Source organism: Pontibacillus yanchengensis Y32 (assembly GCF_000770635.1).
In the GTDB taxonomy this organism is placed as follows: domain Bacteria; phylum Bacillota; class Bacilli; order Bacillales; family BH030062; genus Pontibacillus; species Pontibacillus yanchengensis.
Window position 1 is genome coordinate 57,557 of the sequence record NZ_AVBF01000014.1, and the last position, 18,044, is coordinate 75,600.

Below are 18,044 nucleotides of genomic sequence, written 5' to 3' on the forward strand. Positions count from 1 at the left end.
TAAAGCTAAGGGCGCGCGGTTATAAACGCACAAAAAAAACCAGCATGGTTGGGATGCCACGCTGGTTTTCCTTTTAATCTTGTTGTTTTTTTAATGCTTCTTGTAAGGATACCTTTGTCACTTTTCTTCTTGAGAAGAAGAGTGATACATAATAGGTAACCATGATTATTCCAAAACCTATACCGACCATTGGCCAGGTTAGATTAACCGGTAAGGAAAATCCGGTTTGCTCTACTAAGGAGGCCATCATTTGGTCAATTGCTAGCACGCCTATAGGCACTGATAGGAAATAAGCTAGTACGACAAGGGGGGTATAGATATTGACAACCAATTTGGATATTTCTTCATCTGTATAACCCATTACTTTAAATAACGAAATGGAAGGTGAATTCTCTTCTACAATTAGATTAGTAATAAGGGTTAATACAATTACACCTACAAAGAATGCAAAAGCTGAAATTCCAAAAATGGAATACCTCATGAGAGATGATGTAGATTCAAAGTTTTCAATCATATCTTTTTTATCTTCCATAAACAGTATAGACTCTTGCTGGTCCGGCTCTTCATTTGTCCATTTTGCCGTATAAACCTTTTTAGGGTACCCTAAAAAGTCATTCACATTAGATTTTTCATAAAAAATAGCATGACCAATATATACATTGGAAATCCCTGATACCTGTTTGGTGATTGTTTCGTTATTGTAGGCATTACCTATTGTAAGTTGGTCCCCTTTATTTAACCCCAAAACAGTTGCAAGCGGCTGGCTAATGATAAAACCTTTCTTGGTCTTTACATTTACTACTTTATCATCATCATTTAACAACTGAACTTGATTTGTTTCAGGTTGTATCCCATAGATTGTTGCTTTCTGATCAAGGACTTTCGAACTTTCTCCATTTACTTCCTTAACATTTATTTCGCCGGCGGTAAATGGACTAGCCCCTTCTTCTACTTCTTCTTGCTGTAATGTATTATAGTGTACAGCATAATCGTATTTATAAATATCTTTGTATGTCGTATCAACAAGACTCCCCATAGCACCATAAGAAATGAAACCAAAGATTAATAACATGGTTGAGAACATAATTCCAAGTAAGATATAAAAAGCTCTTGCTTTACTTCTAATTAGTAATCTCAATCGGAAGCGTGTCATAAATGAACCTTTTTCTAAAAATGGAATCTTTTCTAACCAAGATTTCTTTCCGGTAGACATATCTTTCGGGCTTAATAATGTTAGAGGTGACTGTGTTAAAGGTTTTCTGATTACAAGATATGTCATAAGTAATAATATAACGTTTGGCACAATAAAACCTATCAACAGCACACGAATGTCCCAATCAAAATAAGAAACCCTTGGGAGATTATAGTATTCCGAGTAAAGGTTTGTTATTGGTATCGATAGTGCTGCTCCAATTATAATTCCAGATAGAGACCCTACTAAACTAATGAATCCAGCATGAAGCATGTAGTGACGACGAAGTTCACTTTTTCGATATCCAAGCGCCATTAGTGTCCCAATTTCTTTACGTTGCATTTCGATTTGACGCTTCATAATCATTAGAACCATCATAACCGATAAAACAAGTATAAATAGCGGCAAGGTAGTAACCGTTGCTCTTGCTCCTTGAATTTCCGATTCAACAAACTCAATTCGAGGATTGTCATCCGCGTTCAACCATTTTAGAAGCGAGTAATTACTAGTGACAGCATCCTTCAACGAAGAAATACTTTCCTCCGTTCCACCTTCCCCTACTATCTGGGTTATCGTCTTCGAAGCCATGGATTCAATGACTCTCTTTGAACCAATGCCAATACCAAATGATTCAGGGTCATTAATTAGATCGCTTTCTCGTTCAAGAATATAAATATAATCTGGGAGGTAAACCAATCCGGTTACAGTGATGCTTTGCCCCTTTACATTCATATCATCTCCAACCGAGATATTATGCGCTTTAGCAAATACAGGTGATAATGCTATTTCATTATCATCTGATGGCATCTCACCTTCAGAGATATAAGGTGTGTTAACTGCATCTGACTTGGAAAACAATCGTAATGTGGTATCTTCTTGGTACGTTACATCCGTATAAAATCTTTTTTCTAAGGTTAGGTTGAATTGCTCTCCCCAATCCTTTAATTGATTATCTTCTATACTGCTAGCCACAATAAAATGAAAGTCTTCTTGGTTGTTTGTTTGTTGGAATTCTTGATTTCGGTTATCTAAGGTAGATATCGCCATGGATAAAGAGACATATAACATAATAGAAATTACTAATAGTAATGTAACCCCAATGTACTGAAATTTCTTATCCTTCATATGCCTTATAATGCTTTTCCAAAGTATCATACCCAACTCACCTTTTCCGGATCTAATGGGGCTTCATTTTCATAAGCTTCAATAATTTCTCCACTTTTCATGCGAATAACCTTATGGGCCATTTCACCAATACCGTTATTGTGGGTAATAATGCAAACAGTCGTATCAAACGTTTCGTTTACATATTTCAAAAGACTAAGAATCTTTTTCCCCGTTTCCTCATCTAAGGCCCCTGTAGGTTCATCACATAACAAAAGCCGAGGATTTTTCACAAGTGCACGGGCAATTGCTACTCGTTGTTGCTCTCCACCACTCAACTGAAATGGAAATTTATCTTTTTTATCCAACATCCCCACTTTTTCTAAAATGTCATCCATGTTCAATGGGTTCTGACTAAGCTGCCTTCCGACTTCCACATTTTCTTGAACAGTTAGCGTTGGAATCAAATTGTATTGTTGAAATATGAAACCTAACGTATGACGTCTGTACTCTGTTAACGTTTTATCTGTCATGTTATCCAGCATATCTTCATCGATTTTAATTGTGCCACTATCATGACGATCAATTCCTCCAATGACATTTAACAACGTTGATTTCCCCGAACCAGAAGGACCTAAAATAGCTACTATTTGCTTATCTGGAATATCAATAGAAGCCTGTTTAAGCGCATGAACTTCCACTTCACCACTTTTGTAGATTTTATTGACGTCTGTAAGTTCAATACTCATATTTTCAACCCCAATTCAATGATTTGAAATAACATTAATAATATATTTCATTTCTAACCTCATAATACTATAGGGATGTTACGTTTACAACGATTTTTTGAAATGAATAAATGTATAAATTTCAAATCAATTGAGATAAAAACTATCTTGGAGTATAAAAAATCGCTCCTTCGAAAGCGAGGAGCGATTCACCAAGTTATTTTTTATAATCGTCTAAGAAATCTTTTTGAAAGCTTGTAGTAGGCGTACTATTTGTCTTATCTTCCTTAGTAAGTTTTTTGAAAGGATTGGAGCCGTATTTCTCCGTTAAATGATCAATAGCTGAATAAAGTTTTTCATTTTTAGCTTCATTCTCATATGTGAACAAATTCAATTGCATACCAGCTTCTTTTTTCTCAATAAAGTGCTGAGCAGTGACGCCTAATAGACGTATTGGTTCTTGGTTCCAATGCTCTTCCCATAATTTTTGTGCCACATGATAAATATCATCTACCGTTTCAATATAATCTTGGAGTTGTTTACTCCTCGTTATTGTTCGACGATCCGAGTATCTTATCATGATTTGAATATTTCTAGATATCACTTGCTTTCGCTCCATTCGATCTGCAACTTTTTGCGATAATTTTCGGAGCATTTTTGTGATCTCGATATCATCTGTCGTATCATGAGGCAATGTTTGTGAATTACCAATACTTTTAAATTCTGATACAGCATCCGGGTCCACCAGTCTAGTGTCTATACCATTGGCACGCTTTTGCAAACGCTCCCCATTGATACCTAGAAGACCTTTTAACTGTAAAACGTCTGCCTTTGCAAGTTCATCAATTGTATAGATTTGAATAGAATGTAGCTTTTCGGCTGTTTTCTCTCCAATACCATGCATTTCTCCAACAGGCATAGGCCAAAGCTTAGAGGGAAGATCCCTTTTACGTAACACTGTAATCCCCATCGGTTTCTTCATATCAGAAGCCATCTTAGCTAAAAATTTATTAGGTGCAATTCCGATACTACAAGGTAACTCTAATCGATCGAAAATCGTCTCTTGGATTTGTTTAGCGATTTCCAGTGGGGTCCCCAATTCTTCACAATCTGTTATATCCATATAACCTTCATCAATGGAAACTGGTTGTACAAGGGGAGTTATGGTCGAAAGAATTTGAAAGATTTCACGGGAAGCCTCCCGATACCGTTCAAAATTTGGGCGCATTACTATTAATTCAGGACATAAACGCTTTGCTTCCCATAAGGGCATTGTTGTCTTTACACCTTTTGCTCTTGCTTCATAACTACTTGTTACCACAATGCCTTTTCGCTCCTCAGGATTTCCTGCGATAGCAAGCGGTTTCCCTTTTAATTCAGGATCTCTTGCACTCTCAACAGATGCATAGAAGCTATTCATATCCACATGAAAGATCACACGACCATTTTTGGGATACCATTTCGACATATACTCCCCCCTTTCTAACGAACATAGGTTCCTTATAGTATTATAGCATATACATTTCTTTTCAATCTAACGGCTGTTTAATGAATATGAGCAATGATTTTGATAGAACTATTTTCCGTAGTGTATAGTATGATTGCTTATCTAACATTACTGAAGGAGAATTCTATGTCTCCACATAAATTAATTATCTATTCAGATTTTATTTGTCATTTCTGCTATATCGGAAAGATTAATGCAGAACGTATCCAAGTACAATATCCAGAGATCGAATTAGAGTGGAGAGAGTTTGAATTACATCCGGAGGGTCAACCAGATCCTAACCAGACATATATGAAGCAAGCGTATGAAAATGTCAAAATGCTAGCAGAAAAGTTTGATATCAACATGAAGCCTGAAGTTCTTACAGATGTTACGAGTGATTCTCGTAAAGCGCTACTAGGCTTTGAGTATGCTAATGAACAAGGGAAAGGCTCAGCGTATCATGAGGAAGTATTTAAAGCCTATTGGGTAGAAGGTAGAGATATTAGTAAAGACGACATCTTAGTAGCTATCGCAGAAGACATTGGACTGCCAGAAAAAGAATTTACAGAGGCTATTTATAGCGAAACCTATCTAGCAAAATTAAAGTCTTCCATTCGAGAAGCACATCAAGCTGGAATTACTGGAGTGCCTACTTACGTATATGGTGATTATCAAACAGTAGGAGCACAACCCGTTTCCCAGTTACAGAGAATGATTGATGCACAACACGAAAAAGATGAACTGGAAAAACCACAAAATAATCTATCATGCGGACCAGAGGGGTGTTAGCAATATACTTTTGGTACGACTATGTTGAAGACTTCGGTTAATTAAAGAAAGGAAACATGGCCCGATTAGAGTGGGGCGTTTTCTGAATGAGGCTATTCACGAAGCGAGGAATGGTATAGGACACAAGGTGATGCTATGCTAGCGGACATATAGTCTCTTATTCTTCGATTTGAAGGGTATTTTCCATTCGTAACGGACATTCAGTTCGCTATTTAGCCAAAATCACCTTAATGAAGTGTGTTTTTTCACAAATAAGGAACTGTATGTCCGTTTGCCTCTCCAAAAGACGGTTTTTACAGTAAATAAGAGATTATATGTCCGTCGAAAAAAGTTTCCTACCTAGTGGCGATTCCGATAACAACACTTCGGCAGGCTTGCAAGACTCCCCCGTGAGAAAGAGGTTGGTGATACTAATGATTTAGGGGAGGTTCAACTAAGACCGTCACATCGATTGACAACGTTGAACTACCTTACGTCGTGTAGGGCAAGTTGCTTCCCACCCAACCTTGCTCTTTTTACGCATCGGACCACTCCAAGTAATATCGAATCCAAATCATATAAGACAAAAAAATCCTCCCAATTCTGTAACTGTTCCAGTTGAACGAACAATTTCTAATTGGAAGGATTTCTTTCCCCTTCATACATGCAAACGGCCATATTATTCTTTTCTATTTCTATATTTTCTTCATCTGCACTTCTTTCTACAGCGCGATGATAGATAACATCAAATTTGGTTTTGGCCAGCCTGCGCTTGGCGATTGATTCGTATGGGTTATTTAATATATCTAATAATTGTTCTAATTGCCATTTCTCTTTTGAAGTTAAACGTACGTTCATAGAAAACCTCTTCCTTTAGCGTATTAGATTTTTTCTCGTGTTGCTGCCACTTCTTGATTTGAAGAGCTTTCTTTTTTTATTTGTACAGCATACTCTTCAGCCTGAGCAAGTTTCGCTCTGTATTCAATACCTGCATGATCTAATGATTCTTTCTGAAATTTCTGTATATAGGATAGACCTGCAAAACCAGCCAATAAAGCTGTAACCACTACAGACAACTGATCATGTGCGCCCGACATTATGATTGTGCTTTGGGCAATCACACCAGCACCTATTCCAATGATTAAATCTCCAATTACACCTAATTCAAAAAGAATGGGATCGGTATCTTTGTTATCTCCAAAACGAATACCAACCAGGTACAAAACAAAGTAAACAAAGGCTTTCAAAGTGATTAGTAAGCCCATAAGACCCTTTTTAAAAGTTGAATAAGATTTTCGTTTCAACCTTTTAAAGTCTTTAAACTTATAGTCAATGCTTACAATCGGAAGTAAAATGCACGAATTCCGTTTGTAATGCCCAATCAAAGCCCCAACCAAACTAACCAATATCGCCACCTTATATATTTCCCAGAGTTCTACGAGCGTTTTAAAATCTTCCATATCATCACCCTTCACATTATATTACTTATAGAATACTATATTTGTTAGAATTTTCAATATATTCCACGTGATTTGAATAAATAGTATTAGCTTATTTTTCCAATAACTAGGGACATAGACAGGTTCACGAACGTATGTTGGGACCTTGAGACTGCATAAATAGTTATAAACATAAATTTGAGTGCATAAAAAAGCTAGCTTGAATATTCATCAAGCTAGCCTTATGTTTATTCTGCTGCCGCTTCTTCAATAATAGCTGTAACCATTTCTGCCGTTTTCTCTAATTCATCAAGAGGTATGCGTTCGTTCGTCGTGTGAATCTCCTCATATCCTACTGAAAGGTTTACAGTTGGGATATTGAATCCCGCAATAATATTGGCGTCACTACCACCACCGCTTTGTAGCAGTTCACTCGTTCGTCCAATTTTTTGTGCAGCTCTTCTAGCCACCTCTACCACTTGATCGCCCTCTTCATGCTTGAAGCCTGGGTACATAATATCAACATCAATTTCTACACTTCCACCCATTTCTTCAGCAGTTTCCTCAAGTGCTTGTCTCATCTTTTCCACCTGCTCGTGCATCTTTTCAGGTATTAGGGAACGAGCCTCTGCTAAAATTTCTACATGATCGCATACGATATTCGTTTTTTGTCCGCCTTCAAAACGACCAATATTTGCTGTAGTTTCGTCATCAATGCGACCTAAAGGCATCTTGGCAACAGCTCTTGCAGCAATGGTAATGGCAGATACTCCTTTTTCAGGTGCTACTCCCGCGTGTGCTGTCTTACCTTTCACAACTACGTTTAATTTAGCTTGCGTAGGAGCAGCCACAATAATATTGCCCACTTTCCCATCACTATCAATTGCATATCCGTATTTTGCTTTGACATACTCAGGCTTCAAAGCTTTAGCACCTCTTAAGCCAGACTCTTCCCCTACTGTAATAATAAATTGGATGTCTCCATGTTCAATATGATTTTCTTGTAATGTGCGAATAGATTCTAGTATAGCTGCCAAACCTGCTTTATCGTCAGCTCCTAGGATCGTCGTTCCATCGGTAACAACATACCCATCTTCAATAGATGGCTTTACGCCGTTACCAGGGACAACCGTATCCATGTGCGAAGTGAAATAGATTGTATCTATCTCCGCACGGTGCCCTTTTAAATTACAAATTAAGTTTCCAGCACCATGACCAGTTTCTTCTTTAGAATCATCTTCTGTTACATCCAGACCTAGGTTTCTAAATTTATCTTTTAAAACTTCAGCAATTTTCGCTTCGTCCCCAGTTTCTGAATCAATTTGGACGAGTTCTAGGAATTCTTCTATCAGTCGTTCTCGGTTAATCTTTGGCATTTTAATTCCTCCTAAAGCTATGTAATTTTAATACCTTCGTTACGTACTGAATCACCAAAATCCTTTGTAAAAAGAGGATGGCTATAACCTGTACGTTAGCGAAAGCCACCCTCTGTGTCAAATTATCCAATTATTATAATGGAATGTTACCGTGTTTCTTTTTAGGACGTTCCTCAGTCTTGTTCTTTAACATATCAAGTGCTTGAATGAGAGATATTCTCGTTTCTCGTGGATCAATTACATCGTCCACCATCCCTAACCCAGCCGCAACATATGGGTTTGCAAATCGCTCCCGGTACTCATTTATCTTTTCCTGACGAGTCGTTTCTGGATTCTCACTTTCATGAATTTCTTTAGCGTAAATAATATTAGCTGCCCCGTCTGGCCCCATAACAGCAATTTCCGCATTTGGCCAAGCATAGACTAGATCCGCTCCAATGGACTTACTGTTTAACGCAACATAAGCTCCACCGTATGCTTTACGAGTAATGACCGTTATTTTAGGTACCGTTGCTTCGGAATAGGCATAGAGAATCTTAGCTCCATGTCGAATGATCCCTCCATGTTCCTGTTTAATGCCTGGGAAGAATCCAGTAACATCTTCGAACGTAACTAGAGGTATGTTAAAGGAATCGCAAAAGCGTATAAAGCGGGAAGCTTTATCAGAGGAATCAATATCCAATCCACCAGCCATATATTTAGGCTGGTTACATACGAGGCCTATGGTTTTTCCTTTTAATCTACCAAAACCAACCACGATATTCTTCGCAAAGTCTGGATGAATTTCAAAGAAAGACCCATCATCCACAACTTGATCAATAATGGTTCTTACATCATACGGACGAATAGGATCAAAAGGAATTAAATCTGTAAGATCAGGACGATAATGGTCCTCATCCCCTACTTCAATCTGTTTAGGTTTTGCTGCATTGTTTGGAGGAAGGTAGCGTACCAAGTCACGCACTTTATCAAGTGCCTCCTCTTCAGTAGGTGCTTTCAAATGAGCGTTTCCACTTTTATGGTTATGTACATGAGCGCCACCTAAATCTTCAGAGCTTATTTTTTCCCCAGTAACTGTTTCAATTACTTTTGGTCCGGTAATAAACATTTGAGACGTTTCTTCAACCATGATTACAAAATCTGTAATTGCAGGCGAATAAACTGCTCCTCCTGCACATGGACCCATAATAACAGAAATCTGTGGAATAACGCCGGAGTATATGGAGTTTCGATAGAACACTTGACCATATCCATCTAAAGAAGATACTCCTTCTTGAATACGAGCTCCGCCTGAATCATTTAATCCGATAAAAGGTGTGCCATTCTTATAAGCCAGATCCATGGCTGCTGCAATCTTTTTGGCATGCATTTCCCCAAGGGCGCCACCAAAAACGGTGAAATCTTGCGCAAAAAGATAAATATCCTGCCCTTCTATTTTACCAAATCCAGTTACAACCCCCTCTCCAGGAGCTTCTTTTCCTTCCATTCCAAATGCAGTTCCCCTATGCTCCATAAATGGGTTCAGTTCAACGAATGTTCCTTCATCAAGTAAATAGTCAATTCTTTCTCTGGCTGTCATTTTTCCTTTTTCTCGCTGCTTTTCTATCCTCTCGTCGCCTCCACCCATTTCTACCTTGCGACGTTTATCATATAATTCATTGATCTTATCGAAGATATCCATTCTATTCACCCTCCTTTTCATGTTGACATAATTCCATTAGTACTCCGTTCGCTGCTTTTGGATGCAAAAATGCTACTTGGGAATTGTGGGCTCCCTGCTTAGGTTCCTCATTTAATAAGGATATTCCTTGGTCTTTATATTGCTGTAAGCGTTCTTTAATATCTTGAACTTCTAATGCCATATGGTGAAAGCCCTCGCCACGTTTGTTAATAAATTTAGCTATAGGAGAATCTTCGTTAATTGGCTCTAGTAACTCTAGTTGCGTCTCTCCAATCTTCAAGAATGCTACCTTAACCCCTTCAGTTTGTACTTCTTCGACTCCAGTTAGCCTTAATCCTAAAGTATTGGTATAGAATGGCAAAGCGTGCTCTATATTAGAGACAGCAATTCCGATATGGGCTATTTTTTCAGGTGGATTCAGACTTGTTTCTGCTTGAGGATGTATCAAGCGTTGAATATATTTCGCAATTTCTTCAGTAGGAGTACCTGGTGTAAAGATTTTATTGACTCCTTTTTCTTCTAAGAATGGGATATCCTCGTAAGGAATAACCCCTCCGCCAATGACTGGAATATCCTCTGCTTCATTTTTGGCAAGAACTTCGACTATTTTTGGAAATAAAGATCGATGGGCACCTGATAAGGAAGAAAGTCCAATGACATCCACATCTTCTTGAATGGCTGCTTGAACGATTTGTTCTGCAGATTGACGTAATCCTGTATAAATGACTTCCATACCATGGTCTCGAAGTGCCTGAGCAATGACAAGGGCTCCCCGATCATGTCCATCTAGTCCCGGTTTTGCAATGAGTACTCGAATTGTACGATCTGCCATATTACTTGTCCTCCTTCATTACATTCCTGTATATTCGCCATATTCCTTACGTAACACGTTGCAAATTTCTCCTACCGTGGCATAGGCTTTAACAGCATCCAAGATAAGCGGCATTAAGTTTATATCTGAATGTTGAGCAGCCTGTTTAATTTGACTGAGCGCTTGTTCAACAGCTAGCTGATCTCGATTCTCTCTAATCGATTGAGTCTTCTCCACTTGTTGTTTTTCCAATTCTTCATCCACTCGTAAAAGTTCCGCATGAACCTCTTCATCGATTTGATACTGGTTGAGTCCTACAATAATATCTTCGCCTTTTTCCATATTCTTCTGCGCTTCATAGGCTGCATGATGAATCTCCCGTTGCATAAAACCTTCTTCTACTGCTTGAACCGCTCCACCAATATCTCTTATTTGTTCAAGGTAGGAGTTCACTTCTTCCTCAATTTTGTCTGTTAAGTGTTCTACATAATAGGAGCCACCTAGTGGATCTACTGTATCTGCTACACCACTCTCGTTAGCAATAATCTGTTGGGTCCGTAATGCTATACGAGCAGACTCTTCAGTCGGTAATGCCAAAGCTTCGTCTCTAGAGTTTGTATGAAGACTTTGTGTACCTCCCATAACAGCTGATAATGCCTGTAGTGCTACTCGAACAATGTTGTTATCTGGTTGTTGGGCTGTTAGAGTTGAACCTCCCGTTTGTGTATGGAAACGTAGCTTCCAACTTTTTGGATTTTCGGCTTTATAGTGCTCTTTCATAATTTTAGCCCAAATTCTACGGGCTGCTCTAAATTTCGCTGCCTCTTCAAAAAATTGATTATGAGCATTAAAGAAAAATGCTAATCGAGGTGCAAACTGATCCACATCAAGGCCTGATTCAATGGCTGCATCCACATAAGCCATGCCATTTGCGATGGTAAAAGCTACTTCTTGAACAGCTGTAGACCCGGCTTCTCGAATATGATAGCCAGAAATACTGATTGTATTGAATCGAGGTAAATTCTCATGACAGTAACCAAATATATCAGTAATAATTCTCATAGAAGGTTTAGGTGGAAAAATGTACGTCCCTCTAGCAATATATTCTTTTAAGATATCATTCTGAATGGTCCCTGTTAGTTTCTCTTTGGATACACCTTGCTTCTCTCCTACTGCAATATACATACACAGTAGTACAGATGCTGGTGCGTTTATCGTCATGGAGGTACTCACTTTGTCTAAGGGAATTTGATCGAACAGGGTTTCCATATCAGCCAAGGAATCAATGGCTACACCTACCTTGCCCACTTCCCCTTCAGACATAGAATCATCAGAGTCATAGCCAATTTGCGTAGGTAGGTCAAATGCCACCGATAGACCTGTTTGCCCCTGGTCTAATAGATAACGAAACCGTTCATTGGTTTCTTTAGCTGATCCAAAACCTGCATACTGGCGCATTGTCCAATACCTGCTTCGGAACATAGTTGGCTGGATACCACGTGTATAAGGATACTGACCTGGAAATCCTAATTTTTCGACATATTCTTCATCTACTTGATCTGGAGTATATAAACGATCTATTTCAATATGAGAGCTAGTTTCAAACGTTTCTTTACGCTCTGGAAAGCGCTCTGTTACTTTTTCTGCTTCTTTTTTCCATTGTTCTTGTTGGTTTCGAAAGGATGAACTCATTCGATCTTCCCCCTTATGTAATTTCTACTCTAATCGAATATTATTCAACAACAGAGTAAGAAAACCCTTTCATTTTTTCGACAATTTTATTTTATCATGAAATGAACCTTATTTTGTTAAAAATTATCATAAGATATTAATTTAATAACTTAGGAGAAAGATAAGCTTGTTCTTTTTAGCAAATCAAGTTAAAATAGCGTTAGCACATCGGGTGAAGGAGGATGTATCCGTGGCATCAAAAACAGCTAAAAAAAATCAACCACAAAATAGTGACGCTCCACGAAAGCCATCCAAGCGTGAAAAGCGACAAAAGTTTATCATCTATTTGATGATCATTTCTATGTTGCTAACATCATTGCTTGCTGGAGCTTCTATGTTTTTATAAAAAGCGCTTATTGATGACAGAAATAAGACCTTGAGATGTAGTATCTCAAGGTCTTATTTTTTTTGGCTATGTTAAAGTTTGGTGTTGATATTGGAATCAACTAATCTAAATAGTTTTAGTCATGATAAGGAGCATAATCTGGAATATGAATTTTTGGTGCTGAGTGGTTGAATCGTTGGGAATTCACTCGCTTTCCGCGGACAATCGGTGAAGCCTCCTCGTTCGGCATTCGCCTCTCTCCGGGGTCTTCACACGATCGTTTTTCCGCAGGAGTCTCGCAAATTCCCAACGATTCAACGCCATGTATTGGAGTGCTTATCTAGGAAGGTATTTGGCTTTTAATTGGATTAAGGGGAAAGTTTCAACACTATTAACTTATATATTCAAGGTGGTAAACATGATTAAACCCCTTTGATATCAAGGAATTTAGGATTATAAACAGATTGACCAATCTGTTAACACCATTATACTCAACCTAGCAATAACTACGATGTATCCGTTATCCCTCATACCGATGAGCGGAGGGTAATGGTGAGACTCCTGCAGAAGAAGGGACAATGCGAGACCCCACAGAGAGGCGTAGCCGAACGAGGAGGCTTGCATGTTCCTCCGCGGAAAGCGAACCATTTAACCGCAGCCCCTTCCTCACAAACGTAACGGGTCCAGCCTCACCAGTTATTCAAGAGTATGGTGCTATTATGGAGGAACATAAAACTATTATATCAACACCAAACTTTAACACAGCCATTTTTTTAAAAATATAATGGAAGCATAGGGTGCAACACCATAATTATTCGGTAATTACAACATTAACTACAGAAACTAACTGTGTTATCTTCTCTAGAAAATAAATTCACAACAATCTCTCTATAATTTAGCAATCTCTGGTATAATTTACTCATAGCTTTGAAACGATTCGGGGGTATTTCGTGAGTCCTTTTTCCTTATTTCAAAAACGAATCTTACTTAATTATATTATTGGTTCCATGATTGCTGTGTTTGGGGTAGGCAGTGTTTTTATCTTTCATACTCTATCTCTTTCCTCTTCTGAAATGCTTTACCTACTTTTTATCATGATTGTTTCAGGAATGATTATGCTAGCAAGTGAATTTCTTATGTATTCAAAGCATATAAAGCCGGTTAAGTCCATCTATCAATCAAATTCTCCAACAATGGAAGAATTAGAACATGCCTTTTTAACAGCACATCGATTTCCACTGCTTACTGTTAAGCGTATATTAGGGCCTCATTTATTTGGTCTTTCCTTACCTGCTTCTATCCTGTCAGTGATTCTTATAGCTAGTGGAATCTTAAACTTACCTTATTATTATATTGGGTTAGCCTGGGGAGGAGCGATTCTCATCGCTGTGATGCACGCGTTGATTGAATTCTTTCTAACGTATCGTTCAGCGCAAGATATAATTCAAGATATTTCAAAGAAAGCATTGAGACTAAACTCAAGTCCCTTGACCATTGAGGGAAAATACCACTTGAGCATCCAACGGAAATTATTAGTTAGCGCACTGTTTACTTCTGTATTTCCTGTCTTATTATTTATTCTTGCAGCCCAAATTCGCCTTACAGAAAGCAATACGACTACGTTATCAAGCTATTGGAACTGGGCTTCCCTTATCGTGCTCGTTATATTCGGTCTTTCGCTTTGTGGGTCTATCCTATTATACAAAAGCATAGAGGAACCAATTCAATCCTTACAAACGAGATTCGAAAATGTGTACATGGGTGACCTTAAACAGATGGAAAATACATATTCAGATGAATTCGCCTATCTTGTTTCTGGCTTTAACCATATGGTTTCAGGCATACAGGATCGAGATGAGCGAAATGAACAGTTATTAGAAAGTTTCTTCACTGTATTTGCTGCAACCTTGGATGCAAGAGATGCATATACAGCCGGACACTCTAAACGTGTTGCAGAATACTCCATAAAAATTGCAAACGAAGCTGGATTACCTAATGAGGAAGTGGATTTACTACGAAAATCAGCTCTTCTTCATGACATTGGTAAGATAGGCGTTCGAGATAACGTTTTATTGAAAGATGGCAAGTTAACGGATGAGGAATTCGAACTTATAAAGCAACACCCTGTAATGGGAGCTAACATTCTTGAGCAAGTTGATTTACCAGAAGAGCTTCAGCCTCTTTTACCTGGTGTGAAATATCATCATGAGCGTTTTGACGGAAAAGGATATCCTGAAGGTTTAAGTGGTTATGATATTCCAAAGTTTGGTCGATTGATGGCTGTAGCAGATGCCTTTGATGCCATGACGTCTGATCGCCCTTACCGAAAAGGTATGCCATTCGAAAAAGCACTATCTATCATTGAAGATGGTAAAGGCAGCCAGTGGGATCCTTATTATGCTGAATTATTTTTAAGAATCATGAGGCGTGAAGAAACAGAGGCGGTTTCTTCTTATTCACAAGTTCCATAATCATTTCTTAAAAGGAATATACCAAGTGATAAGCCAAACCTGAGCTTTTCACTAGGTATTCTTATTATTAGTTTTATTTTCTTTCTCTTTATAGACCTTAAATCCTTGTCTTATTAAGGTAGCACCAAATAGGAGTATAAAGCCTACTTGTAACCATAATTGGTGATCAGTGGGAACCTTATCATAGTGAAAAAGAACGATATATAGAATCGTCCACATAATTAGATTATATATGAAATTGTATTTCTCTAATGTAAACATATCTAACACTACCTTCTTTCACTACTTCTATTTACTAAATGATTGAATCAATGTACTCATTCTTTACTTCTTTTATGTAGTACTTACCAATATACTCTTTACCACCATTTTTACGATACCAGTCCTGAACATTTTTCAGATGATCATCATCACTTCTTACATTAGCTTCGATTTTCTCATAAGAATCATATTCCCATATCGCAAAAATTTCTACTGTATCTTCATCAAGTTCCTTCATCCACCAACCGCGCCCATTAAGTCTCTCTACAAACTCTTTTTTCATTTTGTAGAACTTTCTTCGATAAAACACTTTGTTACACCCTACAATGTTAAGGATTTAGCAAACCAATTATCCCAACAATCATTAATATAATATTAATAAAGATGATGATTCCTATCACCCATAGAAGACTCTTAATCATTTTAGTCACGACTACCACCTCAAAATCATATTAAGCACTATACCTACAATGCGCTTTTCTCTTCATACCACCTAATCATTCTCCATTGACTATCGGATTGAGGGATGATGGTTAATCCGGAATACACAAACCGAATGTCTTTACCTTCATAATGAGAAGCAGCATTTTGATTCCCTTCTTTAATCTGACTTGCATTAAATAATTCAACTTGGTCCTCATCAGGCATATATAGATACCCTTGAAAATCCTTAGAATAATACTCATTGATTTCTTGATAATTCCCTTTTGAGAAATCTTCATGTAATTCTCTCATACGATAGATTTGATTAGCTACTTCTGCGTCAATACTCATGGAATCCCTCCACATTATTTCACCTTCACTTGGATAGAGGTTGTATGTAAACCTAACCGTTTTTTTAACTCTCTCGTTATCGAAAAAGTTATATTCGATTGTAGGTTACTTTTATTAAATTGATGATGAATTCCAGTTACTATGGTTCCATCTGTGAAAAAAGTCTTTTCAGGAGCAGGAGCTATTTCTTTTATGTGTGTATAATAATCCTCGCTTATTCTTCCTTTACGACTAATTTCAGTTGGCAACACATGATGATTGGGAGTTCTTTGTATAAGGGAAACTTTTATCTGTTCTTTCTTAATCTCTAGGCTTCCATCCTTAGGGACTGGGTTATCGTTTACTTCTAAAGTGTACTTATATTGTGAATTGGCTAGTTTTTGTTGTTGGTTTTCATTTAAGTAAGATAAAGATTTATGTAATAACTCTTCCGTATGTTCTTGTTTTTCTTCTAAATCTAATACGTCTTGGTTTTTGGATTGTAGTTCTTTTTGTAGCTGTTCTACTTCTTTTTTGACATTTTCAATTATAGATTCTTTTTGTTCTATCTTCTTTTCTAATGAGGCACTGACTTGTTCAGAAGAATCCTCACACCCTATCAAAATAGTAGAAATCACTAAAATAAGGAATCCTACTGTACAATGACGCATCTTCCATCCTCCTTTCTTCTCTATAACTTTCTATTTATTTAATTACAGGTTGCTTACACCCATTTTTCCAATCCTTTATAAATGGAGCTTGGGTAGGGTTTAAGTGGATGGGAAGTTCTTCTTTGCTAAAATACCTTTGTTCTATGCTTTCATCCCCATTATTATAAAGCTCACCTTCAAAACTGGATGTTTTAAAAATCACTTGTACACTAAATACTTTATCTTTATTTGAATACTCTACTAAGCAATTTTCTCCTGAATAAAGTCCAAATAGATCCAGGTTATAGACCTCTATTCCTGTCTCTTCCAATGTCTCTCGCCTAGCCGTTTCTTCAAACGTTTCTCCAACCTCCATCATGCCACCTGGAATTCCCCAAAATCCATCATCTGTTCGTCGTTGCAATAACACGCTTCCTTGGTCTTCGATAAGTACTCCACACCCAATCGTAACCAAGGTTTCATGTCCGATATATTTTCTCATTTCATCAATATAACTCATCTATGTACCTCCATTTCCATATACTACAAGCTTCGTGAGTATATGCAGGAATACCTGCAAAAAAAAAAGACAGATTCATCCATTCATTCGATGAATCTGTCATTACTACATATTTCTAAATCTATTCTTTTAGTTGTTTAAATGCTTCTATAAAATCACTTGGTGATACAGCAACATTATAAGAAAATACTCCTTGATTCGTATGGAGGTACAAAAAACCATACCGATCTGATAACGGTTTATAAGACATATCGTGTACATGTTCTAGTTTGAATTGGTTCGTATTAGTGGAGATCACAGTATCGTATAATTCAATCCATTCCTCTGTTTCAAAATATTGTTGTTGATTGTCTTTTATCATTCTAGTCATTTTCTTGTATGGTTGTGACTTAATAAGCAACGTCAACATGACCTCCTAACTTTTGTAGAAAAACTGACAACTTTTCTCTTTCTTCTTCATCTTAACAAATATGCTTACTGCTATGTAAAAGGCTGTGTTAAAGTTTGGTGTTGATTTTAGGATCAACTAATTAAAATAACCTTATTCAAGATAAGAAGCATAATCTGGAAGACTTGGTTTCGAGATAATTTGGGTTAGGGCGTGGGTCCGATGCTTATTGAGGGTTAGGATGGGTGGGAAACAGCTCGCGTCCTGCGGGCGAGCTGGCAAGCTACCTTCGGGAAAAGCACCCTCAGGGGCAATGTCATAAAGCTATAAGACCATTAAATGGAAAACAATTTCCCA

The 18,044-nt window shown here is 37.6% G+C and carries 17 protein-coding genes; 3 read left to right on the forward strand and 14 right to left on the reverse strand.

What is annotated here, in order from left to right; translation table 11 throughout:
* Positions 1-73: 73 nt before the first annotated feature.
* From N782_RS07140 to N782_RS07150, 3 genes are all read right to left on the reverse strand, one after another.
* The gene (locus tag N782_RS07140; RefSeq protein ID WP_036817900.1) at positions 74-2,347 is read right to left on the reverse strand and encodes an ABC transporter permease; all 2,274 of its coding nucleotides are present in this window, start codon (positions 2,345-2,347) and stop codon (positions 74-76) included.
* Positions 2,344-3,045 carry an ABC transporter ATP-binding protein gene (locus N782_RS07145; protein WP_036817902.1) on the reverse strand — a complete coding sequence of 234 codons (702 nt, stop codon included), beginning with the start codon at positions 3,043-3,045 and terminating at the stop codon, positions 2,344-2,346. Before N782_RS07145 ends, N782_RS07140 begins: the two co-directional genes overlap by 4 nt.
* 196 nt (positions 3,046-3,241) lie before the next feature.
* Entirely contained in the window at positions 3,242-4,492 is a 1,251-nt protein-coding gene (locus tag N782_RS07150; protein WP_036817904.1) for a DNA polymerase IV, read from the reverse strand.
* Between the two features lie 165 nt (positions 4,493-4,657).
* Here N782_RS07150 and N782_RS07155 point away from each other — a divergent pair, with 165 nt between their 5' ends.
* Positions 4,658-5,302 carry a DsbA family oxidoreductase gene (locus tag N782_RS07155; RefSeq protein WP_036817906.1) on the forward strand — a complete coding sequence of 215 codons (645 nt, stop codon included), beginning with the start codon at positions 4,658-4,660 and terminating at the stop codon, positions 5,300-5,302.
* Positions 5,303-5,914: 612 nt separating this feature from the next.
* Here N782_RS07155 and N782_RS07160 read toward each other — a convergent pair.
* The 6 genes from N782_RS07160 to N782_RS07185 form a co-directional block, all read right to left on the reverse strand.
* Complete coding sequence (locus tag N782_RS07160; RefSeq protein ID WP_036817912.1) at positions 5,915-6,139, reverse strand: hypothetical protein; 225 nt, start codon at positions 6,137-6,139, stop codon at positions 5,915-5,917.
* 23 nt (positions 6,140-6,162) lie between these two features.
* Entirely contained in the window at positions 6,163-6,741 is a 579-nt protein-coding gene (locus N782_RS07165) for a hypothetical protein (RefSeq protein WP_052111218.1), read from the reverse strand.
* 227 nt (positions 6,742-6,968) lie between these two features.
* The gene (locus N782_RS07170) at positions 6,969-8,096 is read right to left on the reverse strand and encodes a M20/M25/M40 family metallo-hydrolase (RefSeq protein WP_036817914.1); all 1,128 of its coding nucleotides are present in this window, start codon (positions 8,094-8,096) and stop codon (positions 6,969-6,971) included.
* A 133-nt stretch (positions 8,097-8,229) separates the two neighbouring features.
* Positions 8,230-9,777 carry an acyl-CoA carboxylase subunit beta gene (locus tag N782_RS07175; RefSeq protein ID WP_036817916.1) on the reverse strand — a complete coding sequence of 516 codons (1,548 nt, stop codon included), beginning with the start codon at positions 9,775-9,777 and terminating at the stop codon, positions 8,230-8,232.
* Between the two features lies 1 nt (position 9,778).
* Complete coding sequence (gene mce / locus N782_RS07180; protein WP_036817918.1) at positions 9,779-10,609, reverse strand: methylmalonyl-CoA epimerase; 831 nt, start codon at positions 10,607-10,609, stop codon at positions 9,779-9,781.
* 18 nt (positions 10,610-10,627) lie between these two features.
* Complete coding sequence (locus N782_RS07185; RefSeq protein WP_036817919.1) at positions 10,628-12,280, reverse strand: acyl-CoA mutase large subunit family protein; 1,653 nt, start codon at positions 12,278-12,280, stop codon at positions 10,628-10,630.
* Positions 12,281-12,509: 229 nt separating this feature from the next.
* Between N782_RS07185 and prli42 the strand changes: the two genes are divergently transcribed.
* Entirely contained in the window at positions 12,510-12,665 is a 156-nt protein-coding gene (gene prli42 / locus N782_RS07190) for a stressosome-associated protein Prli42 (RefSeq protein ID WP_152600733.1), read from the forward strand.
* A 929-nt stretch (positions 12,666-13,594) separates the two neighbouring features.
* On the forward strand, positions 13,595-15,115 hold the full coding sequence (locus N782_RS07195) for an HD-GYP domain-containing protein (protein WP_036817923.1): 1,521 nt from the start codon (positions 13,595-13,597) through the stop codon (positions 15,113-15,115).
* Positions 15,116-15,410: 295 nt separating this feature from the next.
* Here N782_RS07195 and N782_RS07205 read toward each other — a convergent pair whose 3' ends face one another.
* The 5 genes from N782_RS07205 to N782_RS07225 all read right to left on the reverse strand — a co-directional run bounded on the left by N782_RS07205 (position 15,411) and on the right by N782_RS07225 (position 17,699).
* Positions 15,411-15,686, reverse strand: coding sequence for a hypothetical protein (locus N782_RS07205; protein WP_052111219.1), 276 nt, complete (start codon positions 15,684-15,686; stop codon positions 15,411-15,413).
* Positions 15,687-15,841: 155 nt separating this feature from the next.
* Positions 15,842-16,150, reverse strand: coding sequence for a hypothetical protein (locus N782_RS07210; RefSeq protein WP_036817927.1), 309 nt, complete (start codon positions 16,148-16,150; stop codon positions 15,842-15,844).
* Positions 16,151-16,164: 14 nt separating this feature from the next.
* On the reverse strand, positions 16,165-16,800 hold the full coding sequence (locus N782_RS07215) for a hypothetical protein (protein WP_036817929.1): 636 nt from the start codon (positions 16,798-16,800) through the stop codon (positions 16,165-16,167).
* A 34-nt stretch (positions 16,801-16,834) separates the two neighbouring features.
* Positions 16,835-17,299: an NUDIX hydrolase gene (locus N782_RS07220; protein WP_036817931.1), complete on the reverse strand. Its 465-nt coding sequence runs from the start codon at positions 17,297-17,299 to the stop codon at positions 16,835-16,837.
* Positions 17,300-17,420: 121 nt separating this feature from the next.
* The gene (locus tag N782_RS07225) at positions 17,421-17,699 is read right to left on the reverse strand and encodes a hypothetical protein (RefSeq protein ID WP_237458564.1); all 279 of its coding nucleotides are present in this window, start codon (positions 17,697-17,699) and stop codon (positions 17,421-17,423) included.
* Positions 17,700-18,044: the final 345 nt, after the last annotated feature.

Excerpts from the sequence above, each read along its gene's own strand:
- N782_RS07140 (WP_036817900.1), bottom strand. The coding sequence starts at position 2,347 with ATGATACTTTGGAAAAGCATTATAAGGCATATGAAGGATAAGAAATTT.
- N782_RS07145 (WP_036817902.1), bottom strand. The coding sequence starts at position 3,045 with ATGAGTATTGAACTTACAGACGTCAATAAAATCTACAAAAGTGGTGAA.
- N782_RS07150 (WP_036817904.1), bottom strand. The coding sequence starts at position 4,492 with ATGTCGAAATGGTATCCCAAAAATGGTCGTGTGATCTTTCATGTGGAT.
- N782_RS07155 (WP_036817906.1), top strand. The coding sequence starts at position 4,658 with ATGTCTCCACATAAATTAATTATCTATTCAGATTTTATTTGTCATTTC.
- N782_RS07160 (WP_036817912.1), bottom strand. The coding sequence starts at position 6,139 with ATGAACGTACGTTTAACTTCAAAAGAGAAATGGCAATTAGAACAATTA.
- N782_RS07165 (WP_052111218.1), bottom strand. The coding sequence starts at position 6,741 with ATGGAAGATTTTAAAACGCTCGTAGAACTCTGGGAAATATATAAGGTG.
- N782_RS07170 (WP_036817914.1), bottom strand. The coding sequence starts at position 8,096 with ATGCCAAAGATTAACCGAGAACGACTGATAGAAGAATTCCTAGAACTC.
- N782_RS07175 (WP_036817916.1), bottom strand. The coding sequence starts at position 9,777 with ATGGATATCTTCGATAAGATCAATGAATTATATGATAAACGTCGCAAG.
- mce (WP_036817918.1), bottom strand. The coding sequence starts at position 10,609 with ATGGCAGATCGTACAATTCGAGTACTCATTGCAAAACCGGGACTAGAT.
- N782_RS07185 (WP_036817919.1), bottom strand. The coding sequence starts at position 12,280 with ATGAGTTCATCCTTTCGAAACCAACAAGAACAATGGAAAAAAGAAGCA.
- N782_RS07210 (WP_036817927.1), bottom strand. The coding sequence starts at position 16,150 with ATGAGTATTGACGCAGAAGTAGCTAATCAAATCTATCGTATGAGAGAA.
- N782_RS07215 (WP_036817929.1), bottom strand. The coding sequence starts at position 16,800 with ATGCGTCATTGTACAGTAGGATTCCTTATTTTAGTGATTTCTACTATT.
- N782_RS07220 (WP_036817931.1), bottom strand. The coding sequence starts at position 17,299 with ATGAGTTATATTGATGAAATGAGAAAATATATCGGACATGAAACCTTG.